The organism is Diaphorobacter oryzae DSM 22780, from assembly GCF_059568935.1.
Map to the genome: position 1 here is coordinate 62152 of NZ_JCANUL010000003.1, position 21179 is coordinate 83330.

A 21179-nucleotide genomic window follows, 5' to 3' on the forward strand; every position below is an offset into this window, starting at 1 on the left:
TCAAGGCCTCGCTCAGCCCGGGTGGAACGATTCGGCTACGCGGCGCGGTGCATTTCCATCGTGAAGCGACAGCCTTGGTCCGAGCTCTCGACCACGATGCGCCAGCCCAGGTGCTCGACGATACGTTGCACGATCGACAGGCCCAGTCCCTCTCCACTGTGGCGCGCGCTGGGCAAAAAGCGTTGGAACTGCTGTGGATCGATGCTGGGCGGCAGGCCTGGGCCGGTATCGGAAATGACCAACGTTGTGCCATGCAGGGCAATGCGCACTTCGCCGGTATCCGTGTACTGGCAGGCATTGCGCAACAGGTTCCAGACCACGCTGCGCGCCAGTTCGGCATTGGTGTGCGCGTGGGTGTCTTGCGTAGCATCCAGGACCAGCGCCACCGGCTTCCTGGCCAGCCAGGGGTGGCAGCGCGCCATGCATTCCCTGATCAAGGGACGTAGAGGCACATCAGCGCGGGCCAGGGTTTGCGGGGCGCGCGACAGCAGCAATAGACACGCCAGCTGGCGTTGCATTTCTTGCGTGGTGCGCACGATGCGCTCTGCGCTGGTCTGCAGGTGGCTGTCGGCGGGCAATTGGTGAACGATGGTTTCCGCCGCACCGCCAATGATGGCCAGCGGCGTGCGCAGCTCATGGCTGGCATCGCCGGCAAAGCATCGCTCGCGCTGCAGAAACTGCTCCAGTTCATCGCTGTGCTGCGCAAACGCGCGTGCCAGCACGCCGACTTCGTCGGGGGCATCCTGGAAAGGAAAGGGCTTTTGCTTGTGCTGCACGGCATCGGCCAGGCGGGTGATGGGCGCAATGACGCGCGTTGCCGTCAGACGCCCAATCCAGAACGCAAACAGAATGCACAGCAGGATGACCGTCAGCGCAAAGCCGTCGATCAGGTGCTCCAGATATTCGTAATGTTCGCGATGCTGCAGCAGGTAGTAGCGCTGGGCATGGACTTCAAACACCAGCAGGTGCCAGTCGCCGAGTTCCTTGGCGCTGTGGTAGCCGGGCGCGTACTGGCGCAGGGCATTGGGCACCGTGTGTGCGTCATACAGCTGGCTGTTCGCAGCCAGCGCTGGCGTATCGCCTCTGGCGAGATCTGCTTTCAGCCGCTGCGCTTCCTTGCCCAGGCTTTCCGAGATGCCGTAGGCTCTGACCTCGTCGTAGTCCACCTGCTCTGCCAAGACGATAAACGCCATGACAGCCACCATCAGCAACACGAAAGAAACCGTGATGCGCGTCTTGAGCGTCATCTGCTGGTAAGTGGACTTCATGGGGCTGATTCTTGGGCCGGGGCGCTTACTCTGGCGCGGACTCCTGGGGCTTGTGCAGGCGCCAGCCTACGCCGTGCACCGTTTCTATCAGCGCAGTTGTGAAGTTTTTGTCAACCTGCTGGCGCAAGTCATGAATATGGGTGCGCAAGGCACCGCTTTCGGGCGGTTCGTCACCCCAGAGCAGATATTTCATTTCCTGCTGCCTGACGACCGCAGGTGCGGCACGCATCAACTGCAGCAGCAGCTTGTGCGTGGTCGGTGTCAGGCTGATGGCCTGGCCTTGGCGCCAAGCCTGTGGCGCGCGGGTGTCTGCCTGCAGGTCTTCCCAGGCCAGCGTGCCCTGCACCTGGCGGCCCTGCGCACGGCGCACCAGTGCCTTGATGCGTGCGTCCAGCTCCTTGAGTGAGAAGGGTTTGACCAGGTAATCGTCCGCCCCGAGCGCCAGGCCCTGTACGCGGTCATCGATCGGATCGCGCGCGGTCAGCATCAGCACCGGAACTGGTTTCTGAAAGTCCTGGCGGAGTCGGTGGCACAGCGTCATGCCATCCAGCCGCGGCAGCATCAGATCGAGCAGGATGGCGTCGTAGTCGTTCTGCGTGGCCATGCGCAGGCCGGTAGCACTGTCACGGGCATCGTCCAGCACATAGCCCAGTGGCTCGAAAAACTCGTACAGATTGGCGACCAGTTCGGGGTTGTCTTCGATGATGAGCAGGCGTGTCATGAAAGAGGCGCCAGCGAGGTCGAGCGCGAGAAAAATTCTAACAATTTCCTCACAAGCGCTTTTCCACACTGCGCGCACTTTTCACTCCTTGGGAACTGCGCGTGTTTCAACGTCTGATATCCGTGCGGCTCAACCCGGTGCAACTGACCTGGGTAGCCGCGCTGTTCTTCACCACCGTGGGCAACGGCGTGCTGTGGCAAACGTTGTGGCCACATGTGGCGATTGAAAGCCTGCGGGGCTTGCTGTTCCTACTCAGCCTGCCGGTCTTCATGTTTTGCTTTTTCAACCTCTTGCTCACGCCTGTGCTGGCCTTGCCGTATGTGCGCAAGCCATTGTTGGCGCTGCTCTTGGTCATCAGCGCCAGTTGCAGCTATTTCATGCTTCATTACAAGGTGCTGATCGACCGCAGCATGGTGCAGAACTTTTTCGAGACCAATCAGGCGGAATTCAGTTCGTACTTTTCAGTTCCCTTGCTGCTCAGCATTCTTGCGCTGGGTGCACTGCCTGCGGCCGCGATGCTTCTCCCTGGCACCAAGAAGATCGGCACTCCCTTGTCCAGTGCGCTGTGGTGGGCTGGCAATGTGCTCGTGACCCTGGCCGTGCTGGTCGCCGTAACCATGGCGTTCTACAAGGACTACGCCTCGCTGCTGCGCAACAATCGCCAGATCAAGGACCAGGTGTTGCCCTTCAACTTCGTGCGCAGCGCCAGCAGCTACCTGAAACGCAAGCACAACGCGAGATCGCAGCCCTTGCGTGCCGTGGCCGAGGATGCCACGCGCCCTGCGGTGGCTGCGGGCGCGCGGCCCAAGCTCGTAGTGGTCGTGGTGGGAGAAACCGCGCGGGCACAAAATTTCCAGCTCAATGGCTATCCACGCGCGACCAACCCTTACCTATCACGGCGCCAAGACATCATCAGCTTCAAGAGCGTTTCGTCCTGCGGCACGGCCACCGCCATTTCATTGCCTTGCATGTTTTCGCGCATGGCTCGTCCGCAATACGATGATGTGCGTGCGGCGACGGAGGAAAACCTACTCGACATTCTGCGCCGCACTGGTCTGCAGATACTCTGGCGCAACAACAACAATGGAGGGTGCAAGGGCGTGTGCGCGCGCGTACTTACCGACGACATGCCGGCGTGGAAAGTTGCAGAGCAATGCGTCAACAAGGACGGCACTTGCTACGACGACGTACTTTTACATGAGCTCAGCACACGCATCAATGCCATGCATGGCGACGCCCTGATCGTGCTGCACCAGCTCGGCAGCCATGGGCCTACCTACTTCGAACGGTACCCTCCAGAGGTGGCGGTCTTTAGCCCCACCTGCGACAGCAACCAGATTCAGAAATGCAGCAACGAAGCGCTGATCAATACCTATGACAACACGCTGATCTACACAGACCGCATGCTGGGCAAAACCATCGATCTCTTGCAAGCCTATGCAGAGCTGCGCGACGTGGCGATGGTCTACCTGTCTGATCATGGCGAGTCGCTGGGAGAACGCGGCATGTACTTGCACGGCACGCCATACATCATTGCCCCCGACGAGCAAACGCAGGTGCCCATGGTGATGTGGTTCTCGACGGAGTTCGCGCAGAATGCCCGCCTCGATTTGCTGTGCCTGCGCAAGAACGCGGACCACATGGACTACAGCCACGACAATTTTTACCATTCCATGCTGGGCCTGTTTGACGTTCAAAGCAGCGTTTACCGAGCAGAGCTGGACTTGTTTGCCGCTTGCCGCACGCCGCTCCGGGCTTCGTGAGCTGCAATTGCACCGGAGCAGGCCTCTTGGCTCCTTCTGGAACGAAGGTGCCCCTCTGTTGCTGGAGATGACATGGCGGCTCGCACGCCTGAAGCGTCGCCGCTGAACCCAATCCGCCGCTGGTATCGAGCTCGGCGTCTGCACAGGCAAATACAGCCATCGGGGGCGGAACCGCACGGCAGTGAAGTACATGCTGCAGCGGTTGACGGCAGTGGTCTACGACCGAAACAGGGAGGTCTGACGCGAAGCCCCCTGCAGGGAGAATATTTCCACTCAGGAATAAAAAATGCGCTGCAACTTGATAGTTGCAGCGCATTTGTTTATTTGGGGTGGCTGATGGGACTCGAACCCACGACGACAGGAATCACAATCCTGGACTCTACCAACTGAGCTACAGCCACCGTAGCCTTGAATTATAGCTCGATAAACTTCCCCTGGTGAAAACTTTGTCAGTTTTGTGGGGCGGTTTCTTCGGTGGAGGGGCGTTGGGCCTTGATCTGTACCTTGAAGCGCTGTTTGAGCAGTTCATAGTACGCAAGTGCCTCGGCCGAGGTCCAGGACTGCAGATACTGTTGGCGTTCCATCTGTGCCATGGCGTCATCGGCAGCATCGCGCTGGAGGATGCGGTTGACCTTCAGTACGGCATATCCCTGGGCCCCCAGATCCACCCCGACCCAGGCGGGCAGGTTGTCGACCGGAGAGTGCAGCGCGGCATCCACCACGCGACGGGGCTGATCCTGAGGCCGATCACGTGACACGGTCACGGCGGCGGGCAGGCCGGTGGCGCTGTTCGGAGCCGCCTTCCAGGCGTTCAGCTTGGCTTCGCCCTCCTGGCGTGCCAGCTCGGCCGATTTCTCGGCAACGTAGAGCGCGCGTACTTGGTCGCGTGCCTTGTCCAGCGGCAGCGTCATGGCGGGCTGATAGGCTGTAATGCGGCCGGCGGCAAGAGTGCTGGTGCCAATTTCCACCGCCTCGGTGTTGCGCTTGTTCTCCAGCGAATCGGGCTGGAACAGCGCCTCCAGGAAGCGCTGATTGGCCAGGGGGCCCTTGGCGCCCGGAACCGGCGTCCGCGTCACATTTGCTGCGGTGTGGATCTTGAGCTTGAGCTTGTCTGCCACGGACTGCAGGCTGTCGGCTTGTTCGTACACCCCGTTGGCAAAGGACTCGGCCACCTCGGCGAACTTGCGCTGTGCCTGCTGCTGTTTGAGTTCTGCCTCCAGGGAGGGGCGCAGTTCCTCGAAGCTGGGCTGCGGCGGCGTCTTGATGTCGGCAAGCATGATGATGTGGTAGCCGAAATCCGTTTCCACGACGTCGCTGATCTCGCCCTTCTTCAGTGCAAAGGCCGCTTCTTCGAATGGTTTGACCATGGCGCCACGGCCAAAGAATCCCAGATCGCCTCCGGACGGAGCCGAGCCAGGGTCTTGGGATTCCTTCTTGGCCACCTCGGCAAAGCTGCCGGGTGCCTTGCGCACCTGCGCCAGCAGTTCTTGCGCCTTGGCCTTGGCCTTCTCCCGGTCGGCGGCCGGGGCATCCTTGGTCGCATTGATCAGGATATGGCTTGCGCGGCGCTCTTCCTTGCCGGCCAGCCGGCTGAGGTTTTCCTTGTAGTAGGTGCGCAAATCGTCTTCGCTGAGCGTGAGGCCTGCCTTCACCGCGTCCAGATCCAGCACGACGTATTCGACCGACGCCTGCTCCGACTGCTGGAACTTGGCGGGATGGGCCTTGTAGTAGGTCTCGAGGTCTGCGTCCGTCACGACAACCTTCAAGGCAAAGTCTTGCGCGTTGAAGCGCGCGACCTGGATTTCCCTGCGTTGCAGCAGCGCATCCAGCGCCAACCGGGCCTCTTGCGTGCCACTGAATGCCGATGCCATCACGCTTCCCATGACCTGGCTGACCGACAGATCATGGCGCATGCGGGCCTCAAACCCTTCCGGCGTCAGGCCCTGCGAGCCGACCAAGGCGCGGTATGCCTCACCGTCGAGCGAGCCATCGGGTCGCTTGAGCGCCGCAATCTGGGGAATGTTCTGCAGCTCTCGTGCCAGGCGCGCGTCGCTGGTCAGCAGGTGCATCTTCTGCGCCGACGCCTGCAGCACGCGGTCACGCACCAGGCGTTCCAGGGTGGCGTAGCGTGCCTGCGGCGAATCCAGCAACTTGGCATCAATGCCTGGAGATTGCGCGCGAATGCGGTCGCTTTCCATGCGGTGTGCGTTGTCCCAGTCGGCTTGCGTGATGTCCTTGCCATCCACCCGCGCCACTACCGGGCTGCCTCCGGTGAAGTAGTTGCTATCGATGCCCACGAGGATGAACGAAGGAATGATCAGCAAGAACAGCAAGAACATCACGATCTTGGAGTGCTTGCGGATGGATTCAAACATGGTCAATCTTTCAACGGCTGCAAAAGAAAAGGCGAACTCGCGTTCGCCTTTGTTTGGGGTGGTGGGTGCTAACGGGGTCGAACCGCTGACCTACGCCTTGTAAGGGCGCCGCTCTACCAACTGAGCTAAGCACCCCCCATATCTCACAATCAGTTCAGGGCATCCTTCAACGCCTTGCCTGGACGGAACTTCGGCACTTTAGCAGCCTTGATTTTAATCGTAGCGCCCGTACGGGGATTGCGGCCGGTGCGAGCGGCGCGCTTGCCAACGGCGAAAGTACCGAAACCGACCAGCGACACCGTCCCGCCCTTCTTCAAAGTCTTCTTGACCGCCTCGATCGTGGACTCCAGGGCGCGTGCTGCGGCGGCCTTGGAGATGTCTGCGTTGTTGGCAATGTGCTCAATCAGTTCGGTTTTATTCACAAGAAGCCTCTCGGGAAAAGAGTGGATGGAATGCCCTATGCAAATCTGGCCTTCACGGTTCTGCGCCGGCGGATGGCCAATGGCTGGCAGATCGGAAGGGGCTGAAACAGCGCTAGAAATGCTGTTTCAGATTAAAACCATCGCTCTGCAGGGTGTCAATAAGACGTACCGCCTGGGCGACAGCATGGGAGCGGATTCTAGTCGTATTTGACCGTCTGCCGCGGGTCGTGGACGGTTTTGTCTCGCAAACGTTGACGCCAGGCGGTGTTGTTGTCTTCAGCCCTTGGCAATCTCCGCTGCAATGGCATCGCCCACCTGCGTGGTGTTGGCCGTGCCGCCCAGGTCCGGCGTGCGCGGCCCGCTTCTGAGCACCTCTTCAATCGCGCCCACGATGCCGTCGTGCGCCGCGCGGCCCGCACCCTGGCCCTGGGTGAGGAAGTCCAGCATCAGCGCGCCGGACCAGATCATTGCGATCGGGTTGGCAATGTTCTGGCCGTAGATGTCGGGTGCCGAGCCGTGCACGGGCTCGAACAGGCTGGGGAAGCTGCGCTCGGGGTTGAGGTTGGCCGACGGCGCCAGGCCGATGGTGCCCGTGGTGGCCGGGCCCAGGTCGGAGAGGATGTCGCCAAACAGGTTGGTGGCGGCGACCACGTCGAAGCGGCCCGGCTGTAGCACGAAGCGCGCCGTGAGGATGTCGATGTGCTGCTTGTCCAGCGTCACCCCCGGGTAGGCGCGGGCCACTTCCTCGGCGCGCTGGTCCCACCAGGGCATGCTGATGGCGATGCCGTTGCTCTTGGTGGCCAGGGTCACATGCTTGCGCGGGCGGCTCTGGGCCAGGTCGAAGGCGAACTTGAGCAGGCGCTCGGCGCCCTTGCGCGAGTAGACCGATTCCTGGATGCAGATCTCGCGGTCCGTGCCCTCGTACATGATGCCGCCCAGCGATGTGTACTCGCCCTCGGTGTTCTCGCGCACCACGTAGTAGTCGATGTCGCCGGGCTTGCGGCCGGCCAGGGGGCAGGGCACGCCCTCGAACAGGCGCACGGGGCGCAGGTTGATGTACTGGTCGAACTCGCGGCGGAACTTCAGCAGCGAGCCCCACAGCGAGACATGGTCGGGCACGGCGCTCGGCCAGCCCACGGCGCCGAAGAAGATGGCGTCCATGCCCGAGAGCTGCGCCTTCCAGTCGTCCGGCATCATCTGGCCGTGCTGCGCGTAGTAGTCGCAGTGCGCCCAGTCGAAATGGTGGAATTCGAGTGCCAGGTCGAAGCGCCGGGCGGCGGCCTGCACGGCGCGCAGGCCTTCGGGCATGACTTCGCGGCCGATGCCGTCGCCGGCGATCACGGCGATCTGGTAAGTGCGTTGCTGCATGTTGTCTCCAGGAGGCGGGGTGTTTGGTCCGCCATTGTTCTATGGTCACGGGTCCCTACAATGCGGCCTCCCGTGGTTCCACTGTTCACGACTCGTGCACAAAATTCCGCTCGCCGACGATTTGCGCGTCTTCTGCACCGTGGTGCGCAAGGCCGGTTTTGCGGCGGCGGCGCAGGAGCTGGCGGCCTCGCCCGCCTACGTGAGCAAGCGCATCCGCCTGCTGGAGCGGGAGCTGGGCGTGCCCCTGCTGCACCGCACCACGCGCCGCGTGGCTGTCACCGACCAGGGTGAGCGCGTATTCCACTGGGCGCAGCGCATCCTGGACGACATGGACCAGCTGCTGCAGGAGGTGGCCGTCACGCGCCGCGAGCCGCGGGGGCTGCTGCGCGTCTCCAGCAGCTTCGGATTTGGGCGCAACCTGGTCGCGCCCGCGCTCTCGCGCCTGGTGGAGCGCCACCCCGGCCTGCAGGTGCGGCTGGAGGTGTTCGACCGGCTGGTGGACGTGGCGGGCGAGGGGTTCGATCTGGACGTGCGCGTGGGCGACGAGATCGCGCAGCACCTCATCGCGCGGCGCCTGGCCGACAACCACCGCGTGCTCTGCGCATCGCCCGCCTACCTGGCGCGCCGCGGCACGCCGCGCACGCCGGCCGAGCTGCCCGCGCACGACTGCCTGGTCATCAAGGAGCGCGACCACCCGTTCGGCGTGTGGCGCTTGCGCGCGGGCGCGGTGGAGCAGGGCGTGAAGGTGACGGGGCCGCTGTCGGCCAACAACGGCGAGATGGTGGTGCAGTGGGCCGTGGATGGGCGCGGCATCGCGCTGCGTTCGCTGTGGGACGTGGGTGCGCACCTGCGCGCGGGGCGGCTGGTGCAGGTGCTGCCCGAATGGCGGCAGGAGGCCAATGTGTGGGCCGTCTACCCCACGCGGCTGGAGCGCTCGGCCAAGGTGCGCGTGTGCGTGGAATTCCTGCAGGAGTTCTTTCGCGGCGCCTGGGCGGAGCGCGCTGAATAAAACGATAGCTGCCTGCGCTTTCCTGACAATGGTTTCATGATGAAAACCATCTGAAACCGGCGTTCAAGAAGCGCAATCAGCTATCGAATGGGTAGCGTTGGTCAACCCGCCAGCGCTGCCTTCACGGCGGCCGAGACCTGGCCCATGTCGGCCTTGCCGGCCAGGCGGGTCTTGACCACGCCCATCACCTTGCCCATGTCGCCAGGGCCCGCGGCGCCCAGTTCGGCCACGATGGCCTGGACGGCGGTCACGGTTTCCTCGGCCGACATGCGCTCGGGCAGGTAGGCCTGCAGCACGGCCATCTCGGCCTTTTCCTTGTCGGCCAGGTCCTGGCGGCCCGCGCCCTCGAAGGCGGTGATGCTGTCCTTGCGCTGCTTGATGAGCTTGTCCACGATGGCGACGATGGCCGCATCGTCGAGCGTGATGCGCTCGTCTACTTCCCTTTGCTTCATCGCGGCCTGCAGCAGGCGGATGGTGCCCAGGCGCTCGCTGTCCTTGGCGCGCATGGCGGTCTTCATGTCTTCGGTGATCTGGTCCTTGAGGTTCATGGTTTTTCTCCGGTCAAAACACGATCAAAAACAAAAAACCCGCGCTTGGCGTCCCTAGCGCGGGTTTTGTGGGCGTTAGTGAGAACGCCGGGCTGTGCTTAGTACAGCTTCTTGGGCAGCTGCATGCTGCGCACGCGCTTGTAGTGGCGCTTGACGGCAGCGGCCTTCTTGCGCTTGCGCTCGGCCGTGGGCTTTTCGTAGAACTCGCGGGCGCGCAGGTCGGTCAGCAGGCCCAGCTTTTCGATGGTGCGCTTGAAGCGGCGCAGCGCCACGTCAAAGGGTTCGTTTTCTTTTACACGGATGGTGGTCATTAGCTAATGTTTCCAAATTTGTGCCCGCAGAGGGTTTTCGGGAAGATCGGGCCCAAAAGCCTTGCGCGGCGGTTTTCCCCGTCTGTAACTAGTATCCGGCCGACGGGGCATGCCAGCAGAGCCCGACATTATAGCGGCTTGGCGCTTCCTGGCAAACCGCCGTCCGGGCACGCCTGCGGCGCGTGGCTGGCGCGCGAATCGGCCGGGGCCTGGCCGCGTTCGTGCAGGCCGTAGTCGCGCAGCACGGCGGCCACGCGCAGCCGGTAGCCCGCGAACACGCCCGCGCGGCCCGCCGACTGGGCCTGGCGGTGCTCGGGCAGCGCGCGCCAGCGGGCCACGGCGGCCTCGTCGCGCCAGAAGCTCAGCGACAGCAGCTTGCCGGGCGTGGACAGGCTTTCGAAGCGCTCCACGGAGACGAAGCCATCCATGGCCGCCAGCCGATCGCGCAGGCCCGCTGCCAGGTCCAGGTAGGTCTGGCGGCCGTCGCGGCTGGGCTCCACTTCGAAGATCACGGCGATCACGGCCGGGCCTCTGTGGCCACGGGCTGGGCCGCGCGTTCGAAGGTGCCATCGACCACCTCGGTGAACGTGCGCTCCTCGCGCAGGATGAAGCGCTGGCGCTGCGCCCATTCGAAGTTGGCGCGGCCCTCGGGGTCGGTGCGCAGCCGGGCGCGATAGGCCTCGTAGGCGGCCAGGCTGTCAAAGGCAATCAGGCCCCAGGCCTCGTAGTTTGTGCCCTCGCTGGGCAGGAAGTAGCCGAGCAGGTGGCCGCCGCAGCGCGGAATGATGCGCCCCCAGGCCTCGGCATAGGCGCGGAAGGCATCGTGCTGGAAAGGGTCGAGCTCGTAGCGGATGAAGCAGGTGAGGGGCATGGAATGTGGCTCCAGTGGTTGCGCATGTGCCCATCGTGCGCGCCGCCGGGCGGCCCATGCTTCGCCCTGGAGCGAAGCATTCCGGGCCGTTCCCTGCGGCACACTGTCCGCATGAACACCAACCAGATTGCGCACATCGCCGCGCTCGTGGGCGAGCCGGCCCGCACCGGCATGCTGCTCGCGCTGATGGACGGGCGCGCGCTCACGGCGCGCGAGCTGGCCGAGGCCGGGTGCGTGTCGGCCGCCACGGCCAGCCGCCATCTGGGGCTGCTCGTGGAGGCAGGGCTGCTGACGCTTGCGCGCCAGGGGCGCCACCGCTACCACCGCCTGGCCTCGCCCGAAGTGGCGCGCCTGCTCGAGGGGCTCATGCAACTGGCCGTGCGGCAGGCACCGGCCCCGCGTCCCGTGGCCGTGGGCCCGCGCGATGCGGCGCTGCGCCAGGCGCGCACCTGCTACGACCACATCGCGGGGCGCCTGGGCGTGGCCATCGCGGCGCATCTGCTGGAGCAGGGCGCCATCGCCTTCGACGACGAGGCGGGCGGCCAGGTCACGGAGCGCGCCGATGCCGTGCTGCGGCCGCTGGGCCTCGCGCCGCAGGATGCGTGGGCCGCCGGCACCGCGCGGCGCCCGCTCTGCCGGCCCTGCCTGGACTGGAGCGAGCGCCGCCCGCACATGGCGGGGCGGCTGGGGGCCATGCTGTGCGCGCATTGCCTGGACCGTGGCTGGCTGCGGCGCGCGACGGGCTCGCGTGCGCTCGAGATCACACCGCTGGGCGCCGTGGCGCTGCGCGACTGGCTGGGCGTGGCGCGCTGGTACGAGGTGGTGGGCGATTGAGCTTCAGTGCACCGGCAGCGCCTGCGCGCATGCATGGGCGCTGGCCCAGGCCCATTGGAAGTTGTAGCCGCCGAGCCAGCCCGTGATGTCCACCACCTCGCCGATGAAGTACAGGCCCGGCCGTGCCCGGCATTCCATGGTCTGCTGCGACAGCGCGCGCGTGTCCACGCCGCCCAGCGTTACCTCGGCCTTCTTGTAGCCCTCGGTGCCCGTCGGCGTGAGTTCCCAGCGCGCCAGGCGCTCGGCCAGACGCGCCAGGGCCTTGTCGGCGGCCTCGTTGATGGGGCGTTGCCAATCCGGGCTCTGGCCGGCCCAGGCGTCGGCCAGGCGGCCGGGCACCAGCGTGGCGAGTTCGTTGGCGATGAGCTTTCTGGAGCGCGCCTTGGCCTGGGCCAGCGCGGCGGAAAGCTGAATGCCCGGGGCCAGGTCAATGGCCAGCGGTTGGCCGGGCTGCCAGTAGCTCGAGATCTGCAGCACGGCGGGGCCCGAGAGCCCGCGGTGCGTGAACAGCAGGTCCTCGTGGAAGGCCATGCGTTCCTTCTTGGCGCCGGTGCTGATCTCCACGGGCAGGGCCAGGCCCGCGAGCTGGGCATAGGGTGCCCAGGCGTCGCCGTCGAAGGTCAGCGGCACGAGGCCCGGGCGGCGCTCGACCAGCGGCAGGCCGAACTGCTGCGCGATCCGGTAGCCGAAGTCGCTGGCGCCGATCTTGGGGATGGACAGGCCGCCCGTGGCGATCACCAGGCTGGCGGCTTCCACCAGGCCGCGATCGGTATCGATTTGATAGCTGTGCGCGCTGACCCCATCAGTGCAGGGGGCCGAAAAGCCTATTTTCTTGACGCCGCAGGGCTGCCAGCGCTCCACCCGGCCGTCGGCGCATTCGGCGAGCAGCATGGCGATGAGGTCCTCGGCCGAACGGTCGGCGAAGAGCTGGCCCTTGTGCTTTTCGTGGAACGGGATGCCATGCCGCTGCACCAGCGCGATGAAGTCGGCGGGCTGGTAGCGCGACAGGGCCGAGCGGCAGAACTGCGGGTTCTGCCCCACGAAGTGCTTGTGCGGCGCGCGCGGGTCCAGGTCGCGGTTGGTGAAGTTGCAGCGCCCGCCGCCCGAGATGCGGATCTTCTCGGCCACCTTGTCCGCATGGTCGATGAGCAGCACCTTGAGCCCGCGCTGGCCCGCCTGCGCGGCGCAGAACAGGCCGGCGGCGCCGGCACCGATGATGACGGCGTCATAGAAGGGAGTGGACACTCTGTTCGCTCTCTAGTGCAAACGCGCGATTGTGCATGGCCGTCCGGCGGCGGGGTGCGGCCGGCAGATTGCCGCCGCCGCCGCCACCGGCACGGGCCATCAGTTGTGGCGGGCAGTCCAGGTGCCGCTGGCGCCGGTAGGGTTGCGCCATGTTCCCTGGCCGGTCACGGCACTCTTGAGCGAGCCGGCATATGCCGATCCGTCCGGGGTCTGGGCGGTCACCGTGCCGTCCACCGAAACGGTGCCTTCCATGGCCTGCGCCACGGTGCTGGAGCCTTGGTAGCAGTCTCCGTTCAATACGCCATCGGGGTAGATCGTGACGTCGCAGAACTGTTGGTCGGCGAACGTCCATTTCCATCGGCCGGTGAACCTCTCGACCCGCAGGCTGCGGACCGGATGACCCTTGACGTCCTGGCCGATCAGCTTGGTGATGACGCGGGTACCGACCGCGGCGCCCGGATCGCTGCCTTGCTTGATGTCTCCCGAGCAGGTCACCAGGGCGCCCGTCTTCTCGTCGTACCAGCAGTCGTAGCGGCTGTAGGTTCCCGTTTGGGTGGCGGAGGTGCCAGGGGTCCAGATCAGGCGCTCGGACTCTGCCTTGAAGGTGCCGAAGGTTCCTGCGTCCGTCTGGTAGGGCTCCTTGAGCGTGACCTTGCCCTTCACATCCACCTGATTGACAAAGACCTCGGTACCGTCGGTGCAGCGGATTTCGTGGCTGGTGTTCCAGGCGTCGCCCACATTGGCGGCAAAGCCCGGGTTGTATTTCGCATTCGAGTAGGTGCACTTCATATCGCCGCGCACACTGGAGACGGTGGTGTTGGTGCTGCTGATGCGGGAGACGAGCAGCGGCGACATGCTGGACGTTTGGATCCGGTCGTGTTCCAGATTGGCCTGGGGGTTGCTGATCGTGTAAGTCATGTACTCACGATCCGTGCGCACGGGGGTGCTGCTGTTCGAGAAGTACTGCCGGACCACCTCGTAGGTGTACGAGTCGCCTTCTGCGTAGCCGATGCTGGGAGACGAGGGTAGGGATGGGTCACCAGAGCCTCCGCCACCACCTCCGCAGGCGGTCAGCAGGGACATCACGGACAGCGCGGCAAGCGTGTGAAGACGGCGGGGATGTGTCGGCATAGAAATGGTGGTGAATATGCAAAGCGCAGGATTCTAGGTGCGCGGGGCGGCTCCTGGGCGTGCTGCATGCCTCGCGCTTTTTAGAATCGGGACCATGAATCTGCCTGCTCACCAACTCAGCATGACCGTGCTCATGTCGCCCGACATGGCCAACTTCTCCGGCAACGTCCACGGGGGTGCCATCCTCAAGCTGCTGGACCAGGTGGCCTATGCCTGCGCCAGCCGCTATTCGGGCCGCTACGTGGTCACGCTCAGCGTGGACCAGGTCACTTTTTTGCAGCCCATCCACGTGGGGGAGCTGGTGACTTTTTTGGCCAGCGTCAACCACACGGGCAAGTCGTCGATGGAGATCGGCGTCAAGGTGGTGGCGGAGAACATCCGCACCCAGGTGGTGCGGCATGTGAACAGCTGCTTCTTCTCGATGGTGGCGGTGGACGATGCGGGCAAGCCCACGCCCGTGCCGCCGCTGGCGCCCGCCAGCTACGACGAGCGCCGGCGCTGGGAGGCAGCGCTGCTGCGCAAGGCCCTGCGCAAGGAGCAGGCCGAGCGCTTCGAGCAGATCCGCCGGGCCGCCCAGGCTACCGCGGCGACCTGAGCGATGATCCAGCGCCGCTGCGGGCTTCCCCGCGCGGCGGCGGCGTGGCGCCGGTGTTGATGCCAGAATCGCGGGAGAGACAAATCCCTTTCGGCCCCGGCGGCAGCCCGCCGTCCACGACAGGCGGGGTACCGGGCCCCGCGCGCATCCATGATCATCACCAGCCTGCTCGACACCGACCTGTACAAGTTCACCATGATGCAGGTGGTGCTGCACCAGTTTCCGGGGGCGCAGGTCGAGTACCGCTTCAAGTGCCGCAACCCGGGCGTCGAACTGGCGCCCTATGTCAGCGAGATCCGCGACGAGATCCGCGCCCTGTGCAGCCTGCAGTTCCAGGATGCCGAGCTGTCCTACCTGCGCTCGCTGCGCTTCATCAAGAGCGACTTCGTCGACTTCCTGGGCCTGTTCCGGCTCAACGAGAAATACATCCGCGTGAGCGCCCTGCCCACGGGCGAGATCGACATCACGATCACCGGCCCGTGGCTGCACACCATTCTGTTCGAGATTCCAGTGCTGGCGATCGTGAACGAGGTGTACTTCCGCAACACGCAGAAGGTGCCCAACTTCCCCGAGGGCCGTCTGCGGCTGGACGCCAAGATCGCGCAGCTGCAGGAAAGCGGGCTGGAGAGCCTGAAGATCGCCGACTACGGCACGCGCCGGCGCTTTTCCCGCGCCTGGCACGAGGAGGTGCTGCGCGTGCTGTGCGCGCGCCTGGGTTCCGATGAGCGGCGCACGGGCGAGCCGGGGCAGTTCGCCGGCACGAGCAATGTGCTGTATGCGATGAAGCTCGGCGTCACCCCGCTGGGCACCATGGCGCACGAATACCTGCAGGCCTGCCAGTCGCTGGGGCCGCGGCTGCGCGACAGCCAGGTGTTTGGCTTCGAGATGTGGGCCAAGGAGTACCGCGGGGACCTGGGCATCGCGCTGTCCGACGTGTACGGCATGAGTGCCTTCCTGCGCGACTTCGACCTGTATTTCTGCAAGCTGTTCGACGGCGCGCGCCACGACAGCGGCGACCCGTTCGCCTGGGGCGAGCGCCTGTTGCAGCACTACCGCGACAACCGCGTCGATCCGCTGACCAAGACGCTGATCTTCAGCGACGCGCTCACCGTGCCGCGCATCATCGAGCTGTACCACCAGTTCCACGGCCGCTGCCAGCTGGCCTTCGGCATCGGCACCAACCTGACCAACGACCTGGGCTGCGAGCCGTTGCAGATCGTCATCAAGATGACGCGCTGCAACGGCCAGCCCGTGGCCAAGCTGTCGGACGCGCCCGGCAAGAACATGTGCGACGACGAGAAATACCTGGCCTACCTGCGCCAGGTGTTCGACATCCCCGGCCCGCCGTGAGCGTGGCCCGCAACCGCGCGACGGCGCGGCGTACCCCCGCAACCCCACAAGGAAAGAACCGAGAAGACATGTCCATGAAGCCTTTTCGCAAGCTGGCGCTGACCGCGCTGTGCCTGGCACCCGCCCTGGCCGGCGCCGCCGACATCGACGGCAGCCAGCTGTCGGTGCTGTGGGGCGTGCCCTTTGCCGGCATCCTGCTGTCCATCGCGCTGCTGCCGCTGATGGCGCCGCTGTTCTGGCACCACCATTTCGGCAAGGTGACGGTGGCCTGGGCGTTGGCGTTCCTAGTGCCGTTCGGCCTGGTGTTCGGGCCGGGGGCGGCGGCGGCGGGCCTGATACACGCGCTGCTGGCCGAGTACCTGCCCTTCGTGATCCTGCTCACGGCGCTGTTCACCGTGGCCGGGGGCATCTACATCCGCGGCAACCTGCGCGGCAGCCCGGCGCTCAACACCGGCATCCTGGCCGTGGGCGCGGTGCTGGCGAGCTTCATGGGCACGACGGGCGCCTCGATGCTACTGATCCGCCCGCTGATCCGCGCCAACGACAACCGCACGCATGTCGCCCATGTGGTGGTGTTCTTCATCTTCATCGTCTCCAACGCGGGCGGCTCGCTCACGCCGCTGGGCGATCCGCCGCTGTTCCTGGGCTTCCTGAAGGGCGTGGACTTCTCTTGGACCCTGCACCACATCTTCCCGGAGACGCTGTTCCTGGTCGGCGTGCTGCTGGTGCTGTTTTATGCGCTGGACAGCTGGTACTTTCGCCAGGCGGGGGAGATGAGCCACAGCGACCCCACGCCCGATTCGCCGCCCGCGGCGCTGGGCTTCGACGGCAAGATCAACTTCGTGCTGCTGCTGGCGGTGGTGGGCCTGGTGCTGATGAGCGGGATCTGGAAGTCGCCCGTGGAATGGGTGATCGCCGGCACGCCCGTGGGCCTGCCGGGCCTGGTGCGCGACGCCGGCCTGATCGCGGTCGCGCTGCTGTCGCTGGCCCTCACGCCCCGCCAGGTGCATGTGGACAACCAGTTCGGCTGGGGGCCGATGCAGGAGGTGGCCAAGCTGTTCGCGGGCATCTTCCTGACCATCATTCCCGTCATCGCCATGCTCAAGGCGGGGGGGAACGGACCGTTCGGCGCCATCGTCGCCGCCGTCACGCGGCCTGACGGCTCGCCCGACCCGGCCATGTACTTCTGGGCCACCGGCGTGCTCAGCTCGTTCCTGGATAACGCGCCCACCTACCTGGTGTTCTTCAACACCGCGGGGGGCGATCCGGCCACTTTGATGACCACGCATGCGGCCACGCTGGCGGCGATCTCGGCCGGCGCCGTGTTCATGGGGGCCAACACCTACATCGGCAATGCGCCCAACCTCATGGTCAAGGCCATCGCGGAAGACCGCGGCGTGAAGATGCCCAGCTTCTTCGGCTACATGCTGTGGTCCTGCGCCATCCTGGTGCCGCTGTTTGTCGTCATGACCTTCATCTGGCTTCGTTGACTTTTTCAAGAAAGGCGGTCGTTCCATGTCCAAGCCCCATGTTCTTGTCGCACGCAAGATCTTTCCCGAGGTCATCGAACGCCTGGCGCAGCACTTCGAGGTGTACGCCAACCAGGACGACGTGCTGTGGTCGCAGGCCGAGCTCATCGAGCGCCTGCAGGGCAAGGACGGCGCGCTGCTCACGGGCACGCAGCCCGTCAACGCCGAGCTGCTGGCGGCCTGCCCGCAGCTGCGCATCGCCGCCAACATGACCGTGGGCCACAACAACTTCGACCTGGCCGCGATGACGGCCGCCGGCGTGCAGGGCACGAATACCCCGGACGTGCTGACCGAGACCACGGCCGACTTCGGCTTCGCCCTGCTCATGGCCACGGCGCGGCGCATCACCGAGAGCGAGCACTACCTGCGCGCCGGCCAGTGGACGCGCTGGAGCTACGACATGTTCGCCGGCCGCGAGGTGCATGGCAGCACGCTGGGCATCCTGGGCATGGGCCGCATCGGCCAGGGCATCGCCCGGCGCGGCGCGCACGGCTTCGGCATGAATGTGATCTACCACAACCGCTCGCGCCTGGCGCCCGCGCTGGAGGCCGAGTGCAAGGCCCGCTACGTGGGCAAGGACGAGCTGCTGGCCCACGCCGACCACCTGGTGCTGGTGCTGCCCTACACGAGCGAGTCGCACCACGCCATCGGCGCGGCGGAGCTGGCGCGCATGAAGCCCACGGCCACGCTGATCAACATCGCGCGCGGCGGCATCGTGGACGACGCGGCGCTGGCCGCGGCGCTGAAGGAGCGGCGCATCGCCGCCGCGGGGCTGGACGTGTTCGAGGGCGAGCCCTCCGTGCACCCCGGCCTGCTGGAGGTGCCCAACGTGGTGCTCACGCCGCACATCGCCAGCGCCACCGTGAACACGCGCCTGGCCATGGCGCAGCTGGCGGCGGACAACCTCATCGCCTACCTGGGCGGCCGCGCCGCGCTCACGCCGGTGAATGCGCCCGTCGGGGTTTGAGTGCAAAACGGCTGTAGCGATTGATGGATAAGCGTTGACAGCTATTAATTTGATAGTGAAAACATGACCCTGGAAATGCTCGTCGCACTGGCCCTGCTGGTGCTGATCGCGGTGCTGCTGTGCGCGTTGCTGCTGCGCCGCCCGCGCGTGGAGCTGCCGCCCGAGTGGCTGCAGCGCCTGCAGGCACTGGAGGCCACCGCGCAGGCCACGCAACTGGCCGTGGCCAAGAACGACGGCGCGCTCGACGGCATGGGTCAGCAGCTGCGCGGCTTCACGCAGACCACGCAGGCCCTGCTGGACGAGCGGCTGGCGCAGGCGCGCTCCGACGCCGCCGTGGCCCGCACCGAGCTGGCGCAGGCGCTGGCGGCCTTCCGCGCCGAGCTGACGCAGACGGCGCAGGCCCTCACGGCCGACAGCCTCAAGTCGCGCGACGCCATGGCCGAGAGCACGCAGCTGTTCGGCCAGCGCATCCAGGAGCGCTTTGAGGCGCTGACCGCTTCCACGCGCGGCACGCTGGACTCGCTCAAGGGCGACATCCAGGGGCAGCTGGGCGCCATGTCGGGGGCGCTCAAGGACCAGCTCGAGGGCAACACGCACCAGCTGCGCAGCCAGTTCTCGGGGCTGCAGGAGGCCGTCTCGCAGCAGCTCACGGGGCTGGTGGCCAGCAGCCAGAACAATGCCGAGGCGCTGCGCGGCGCGCTCAACGAGCGCCTGGCCGCCATCCAGAGCGACAACGCCACCAAGCTCGAGGAGATGCGCCGCACCGTGGACGAGAAGCTCCACGCCACGCTGGAGCAGCGCCTGGGCGAATCCTTCAAGCTGGTGAGCGACCGGCTGGAGCAGGTGCACAAGGGCCTGGGCGAGATGCAGACCCTGGCCGGCAGCGTGGGCGACCTCAAGCGCGTGATGACCAACGTGAAGACGCGCGGCACCTGGGGCGAGCTGCAGCTGGGCGCCATCATCGACAACGTGCTCACGCCCGAGCAGTACGCCAAGAACGTCAAGACCATGCCCGGCAGCGACGAACTGGTGGAGTTCGCCATTCGCCTGCCGGGCCGCAGCGACGACCAGCCCGTGTGGCTGCCCATCGACTCCAAGTATCCCGTGGAGCATTACCAGCGCCTGCTGGATGCGCAGGACACGGCGGACAAGGCGGCCATCGCCTCGGCCGGCAATGCGTTCGAGTCGTCGATCAAGTTCGAGGCCAAGAAGATCTTCAGCAAGTACGTGGCGCCGCCGTACACCACCGACTTCGCCGTGCTCTACCTGCCCACCGAGGGGCTGTTCGCCGAGGTCATGCGCCGCCCCGGCCTGGTGGAGGCGGTGCAAAACGACTGCCGCGTGATGATCACCGGGCCGGCCAACCTGGCCGCCATGCTCAGCAGCCTGCAGATGGGCTTCAAGACGCTGGCCATCGAGAAGCGCTCCTCCGAGGTGTGGAGCGTGCTGGGCCAGGTGAAGACCGAGTTCGCCAAGTTCGGTGACGTGGTGGAGGCCACGCGCCGCTCCATCGACGCGGCGGCCAAGAAGTTCGAGCAGGTGGACGTGCGCACGCGCGCCATCCAGCGCCGGCTGCGCGGGGTACAGGAGCTGCCCGCGCCCGAGCCGTCCGAAGGGACGCCCGCGCCCGCATCCGGGCTGCTGATCGAGGACGAAGGCGAGTAGCGTGGACCTGGCACTCGCGCGCCTGATCGCGGGGCAGGTGTGCATCCACGCCTGCATGGCCGGCATGCGCATGGCCGCGCCGCTGCTGGCGCTGCGCGAGGGCTACAGCGCGGCGGCCGTGGGCGTGCTGCTGGCGCTGTTCGCGCTCACCCAGGTGTTCCTGGCCTTGCCAGCCGGGCGCTATGCGGACCGGCATGGCCTGAAGCGCCCGGTGCGCCACGCGGTGGTGGTCGCCACCCTGGGGGCGGGCGCGGCGCTGGTGTGGCCCGTGTATCCCGTGCTGTGCGTGGCGGCGCTGCTCACGGGCGGTGCGACGGGCGCGGCGACGATCGCGCTGCAGCGCCATGTGGGCCGGGCCGCGCACGACGGCACGCAGCTGCGCCGGGTATTCAGCTGGCTGGCCATCGGGCCGGCGGTGTCCAACTTCATCGGGCCGTTCTGCGCGGGCCTGCTCATCGACCATGCGGGCGCGCAGGCGGGCGCGACTTCCGGCTACCGCGCCGCGTTCGCGCTCATGGCCCTGCTGCCGCTGGCCACCTGGTTCTGGGTGCGCGGCACGCAGGAGCTGCCGCCCGTGATCGCCGCCGAGGGCCAGGTGCGCTCGCGCGCCTGGGACCTGCTGGCCGAGCCGGGCTTCCGTCGGCTGCTCATCGTCAACTGGCTGCTGTCCTCCTGCTGGGACGTGCACACCTTCGTCGTGCCGCTGCTGGGCTATGAGCGGGGGCTGTCGGCCTCGGTGATCGGCAGCATCCTGGGGGCCTTCGCCATTGCGGCGGCGGTGATCCGCGTGCTCATGCCGCTGGTGGCCGACCGCCTGCGCGAGGCCAGCGTGGTGGCCTGGGCCATGGTGGTGGCGGCGCTGCTGTTCGGCGTGTATCCGCTGCTGCCCACGGCCATGGCGCTGGGCGTGTGTTCGGTGCTGCTGGGGTTCGCGCTGGGCTCGGTGCAGCCCATGATCATGAGCATGCTGCACCAGCTCACGCCACCGCACCGCCATGGCGAGGCGCTGGGCCTGCGGCTCATGGCCATCAATGCCTCCAGCGTGTGCATGCCGGTGCTGTTCGGCACGGCCGGCGCGCTGATCGGCGTGAGCGGCCTGTTCTGGGCGGTGGGCGCCACGGTGGGACTGGGCTCGCGCGTGGCCTGGCGGCTGCAGGGCGACGCCGCGGCGCCGCCGCGGCATTCCTAGCCGCGCGGCGCGCGGGGC

General features: G+C 66.1%; 20 protein-coding genes and 2 tRNA genes. 9 read left to right on the forward strand and 13 right to left on the reverse strand.

What is annotated here, in order from left to right:
- Positions 1 to 35: 35 nt before the first annotated feature.
- Complete coding sequence (locus BP68_RS06350) at positions 36 to 1247, reverse strand: sensor histidine kinase (protein WP_496369794.1); 1212 nt, start codon at positions 1245 to 1247, stop codon at positions 36 to 38.
- A 46-nt stretch (positions 1248 to 1293) separates the two neighbouring features.
- Positions 1294 to 1989, reverse strand: a complete 696-nt coding sequence (locus BP68_RS06355; protein ID WP_496369796.1) for a response regulator transcription factor — start codon at positions 1987 to 1989, stop codon at positions 1294 to 1296.
- A 101-nt stretch (positions 1990 to 2090) separates the two neighbouring features.
- Here BP68_RS06355 and BP68_RS06360 point away from each other — a divergent pair, with 101 nt between their 5' ends.
- The gene (locus tag BP68_RS06360) at positions 2091 to 3752 is read left to right on the forward strand and encodes a phosphoethanolamine transferase (protein WP_496369798.1); all 1662 of its coding nucleotides are present in this window, start codon (positions 2091 to 2093) and stop codon (positions 3750 to 3752) included.
- Between the two features lie 325 nt (positions 3753 to 4077).
- Here BP68_RS06360 and BP68_RS06365 read toward each other — a convergent pair.
- From BP68_RS06365 to BP68_RS06385, 5 genes are all read right to left on the reverse strand, one after another.
- Positions 4078 to 4153, reverse strand: a tRNA-His gene (locus BP68_RS06365).
- Positions 4154 to 4201: 48 nt separating this feature from the next.
- A complete protein-coding gene (locus BP68_RS06370) occupies positions 4202 to 6127 on the reverse strand; it encodes a SurA N-terminal domain-containing protein (protein ID WP_496369800.1) in 1926 nt (641 codons plus the stop codon).
- A gap of 59 nt (positions 6128 to 6186) precedes the next feature.
- A tRNA-Val gene (locus BP68_RS06375) sits at positions 6187 to 6262 on the reverse strand.
- A 14-nt stretch (positions 6263 to 6276) separates the two neighbouring features.
- The gene (locus BP68_RS06380; protein ID WP_011805814.1) at positions 6277 to 6549 is read right to left on the reverse strand and encodes an HU family DNA-binding protein; all 273 of its coding nucleotides are present in this window, start codon (positions 6547 to 6549) and stop codon (positions 6277 to 6279) included.
- 276 nt (positions 6550 to 6825) lie between these two features.
- Positions 6826 to 7917 carry a tartrate dehydrogenase gene (locus BP68_RS06385; protein ID WP_496369803.1) on the reverse strand — a complete coding sequence of 364 codons (1092 nt, stop codon included), beginning with the start codon at positions 7915 to 7917 and terminating at the stop codon, positions 6826 to 6828.
- Between the two features lie 103 nt (positions 7918 to 8020).
- On the opposite strand from BP68_RS06385, the gene BP68_RS06390 reads away from it, so the two are divergent.
- Entirely contained in the window at positions 8021 to 8926 is a 906-nt protein-coding gene (locus BP68_RS06390; RefSeq protein WP_496370383.1) for a LysR substrate-binding domain-containing protein, read from the forward strand.
- Between the two features lie 101 nt (positions 8927 to 9027).
- On the opposite strand, the gene BP68_RS06395 is transcribed toward BP68_RS06390, so the two are convergent.
- The 4 genes from BP68_RS06395 to BP68_RS06410 all read right to left on the reverse strand — a co-directional run bounded on the left by BP68_RS06395 (position 9028) and on the right by BP68_RS06410 (position 10656).
- On the reverse strand, positions 9028 to 9474 hold the full coding sequence (locus BP68_RS06395; RefSeq protein ID WP_496369805.1) for a GatB/YqeY domain-containing protein: 447 nt from the start codon (positions 9472 to 9474) through the stop codon (positions 9028 to 9030).
- 98 nt (positions 9475 to 9572) lie between these two features.
- Positions 9573 to 9785 (reverse strand): 30S ribosomal protein S21, encoded by a 213-nt coding sequence (gene rpsU, locus BP68_RS06400; protein WP_007833691.1) that lies wholly within the window; start codon positions 9783 to 9785, stop codon positions 9573 to 9575.
- A 128-nt stretch (positions 9786 to 9913) separates the two neighbouring features.
- Positions 9914 to 10306, reverse strand: a complete 393-nt coding sequence (locus BP68_RS06405) for an antibiotic biosynthesis monooxygenase family protein (RefSeq protein ID WP_496369814.1) — start codon at positions 10304 to 10306, stop codon at positions 9914 to 9916.
- Complete coding sequence (locus BP68_RS06410) at positions 10303 to 10656, reverse strand: NIPSNAP family protein (protein ID WP_496369816.1); 354 nt, start codon at positions 10654 to 10656, stop codon at positions 10303 to 10305. Before BP68_RS06410 ends, BP68_RS06405 begins: the two co-directional genes overlap by 4 nt.
- A 111-nt stretch (positions 10657 to 10767) precedes the next feature.
- Between BP68_RS06410 and BP68_RS06415 the strand changes: the two genes are divergently transcribed.
- Positions 10768 to 11490: an ArsR/SmtB family transcription factor gene (locus BP68_RS06415; protein ID WP_496369818.1), complete on the forward strand. Its 723-nt coding sequence runs from the start codon at positions 10768 to 10770 to the stop codon at positions 11488 to 11490.
- A gap of 3 nt (positions 11491 to 11493) precedes the next feature.
- On the opposite strand, the gene BP68_RS06420 is transcribed toward BP68_RS06415, so the two are convergent.
- Positions 11494 to 12735 carry a BaiN/RdsA family NAD(P)/FAD-dependent oxidoreductase gene (locus BP68_RS06420; RefSeq protein ID WP_496369820.1) on the reverse strand — a complete coding sequence of 414 codons (1242 nt, stop codon included), beginning with the start codon at positions 12733 to 12735 and terminating at the stop codon, positions 11494 to 11496.
- A gap of 99 nt (positions 12736 to 12834) precedes the next feature.
- Complete coding sequence (locus BP68_RS06425) at positions 12835 to 13653, reverse strand: hypothetical protein (protein ID WP_496369822.1); 819 nt, start codon at positions 13651 to 13653, stop codon at positions 12835 to 12837.
- 307 nt (positions 13654 to 13960) lie between these two features.
- On the opposite strand from BP68_RS06425, the gene BP68_RS06430 reads away from it, so the two are divergent.
- The 6 genes from BP68_RS06430 (at position 13961) to BP68_RS06455 (ending at position 21161) form a co-directional block, all read left to right on the forward strand.
- The gene (locus tag BP68_RS06430; protein WP_496369824.1) at positions 13961 to 14461 is read left to right on the forward strand and encodes an acyl-CoA thioesterase; all 501 of its coding nucleotides are present in this window, start codon (positions 13961 to 13963) and stop codon (positions 14459 to 14461) included.
- Between the two features lie 150 nt (positions 14462 to 14611).
- Positions 14612 to 15811 (forward strand): nicotinate phosphoribosyltransferase, encoded by a 1200-nt coding sequence (pncB, locus tag BP68_RS06435; protein WP_496369825.1) that lies wholly within the window; start codon positions 14612 to 14614, stop codon positions 15809 to 15811.
- Between the two features lie 74 nt (positions 15812 to 15885).
- Positions 15886 to 17301: a sodium:proton antiporter gene (locus BP68_RS06440; protein ID WP_496369827.1), complete on the forward strand. Its 1416-nt coding sequence runs from the start codon at positions 15886 to 15888 to the stop codon at positions 17299 to 17301.
- Between the two features lie 25 nt (positions 17302 to 17326).
- Positions 17327 to 18307, forward strand: coding sequence for a 2-hydroxyacid dehydrogenase (locus BP68_RS06445; RefSeq protein WP_496369829.1), 981 nt, complete (start codon positions 17327 to 17329; stop codon positions 18305 to 18307).
- Positions 18308 to 18370: 63 nt separating this feature from the next.
- Positions 18371 to 19972 carry a DNA recombination protein RmuC gene (locus BP68_RS06450; RefSeq protein ID WP_496369831.1) on the forward strand — a complete coding sequence of 534 codons (1602 nt, stop codon included), beginning with the start codon at positions 18371 to 18373 and terminating at the stop codon, positions 19970 to 19972.
- 1 nt (position 19973) lies between these two features.
- Positions 19974 to 21161 carry an MFS transporter gene (locus BP68_RS06455; protein ID WP_496369833.1) on the forward strand — a complete coding sequence of 396 codons (1188 nt, stop codon included), beginning with the start codon at positions 19974 to 19976 and terminating at the stop codon, positions 21159 to 21161.
- The last annotated feature ends 18 nt before the right edge of the window (positions 21162 to 21179 follow it).

Bases quoted from the DNA above. Each gene is read 5' to 3' on its own strand.
- BP68_RS06395 (WP_496369805.1), bottom strand. From the start codon at position 9,474: ATGAACCTCAAGGACCAGATCACCGAAGACATGAAGACCGCCATGCGC.
- BP68_RS06425 (WP_496369822.1), bottom strand. From the start codon at position 13,653: ATGACTTACACGATCAGCAACCCCCAGGCCAATCTGGAACACGACCGG.
- pncB (WP_496369825.1), top strand. From the start codon at position 14,612: ATGATCATCACCAGCCTGCTCGACACCGACCTGTACAAGTTCACCATG.
- BP68_RS06430 (WP_496369824.1), top strand. From the start codon at position 13,961: ATGAATCTGCCTGCTCACCAACTCAGCATGACCGTGCTCATGTCGCCC.
- rpsU (WP_007833691.1), bottom strand. From the start codon at position 9,785: ATGACCACCATCCGTGTAAAAGAAAACGAACCCTTTGACGTGGCGCTG.
- BP68_RS06445 (WP_496369829.1), top strand. From the start codon at position 17,327: ATGTCCAAGCCCCATGTTCTTGTCGCACGCAAGATCTTTCCCGAGGTC.
- BP68_RS06410 (WP_496369816.1), bottom strand. From the start codon at position 10,656: ATGCCCCTCACCTGCTTCATCCGCTACGAGCTCGACCCTTTCCAGCAC.
- BP68_RS06355 (WP_496369796.1), bottom strand. From the start codon at position 1,989: ATGACACGCCTGCTCATCATCGAAGACAACCCCGAACTGGTCGCCAAT.
- BP68_RS06350 (WP_496369794.1), bottom strand. From the start codon at position 1,247: ATGACGCTCAAGACGCGCATCACGGTTTCTTTCGTGTTGCTGATGGTG.
- BP68_RS06450 (WP_496369831.1), top strand. From the start codon at position 18,371: ATGACCCTGGAAATGCTCGTCGCACTGGCCCTGCTGGTGCTGATCGCG.
- BP68_RS06385 (WP_496369803.1), bottom strand. From the start codon at position 7,917: ATGCAGCAACGCACTTACCAGATCGCCGTGATCGCCGGCGACGGCATC.
- BP68_RS06370 (WP_496369800.1), bottom strand. From the start codon at position 6,127: ATGTTTGAATCCATCCGCAAGCACTCCAAGATCGTGATGTTCTTGCTG.
- BP68_RS06415 (WP_496369818.1), top strand. From the start codon at position 10,768: ATGAACACCAACCAGATTGCGCACATCGCCGCGCTCGTGGGCGAGCCG.
- BP68_RS06440 (WP_496369827.1), top strand. From the start codon at position 15,886: ATGAAGCCTTTTCGCAAGCTGGCGCTGACCGCGCTGTGCCTGGCACCC.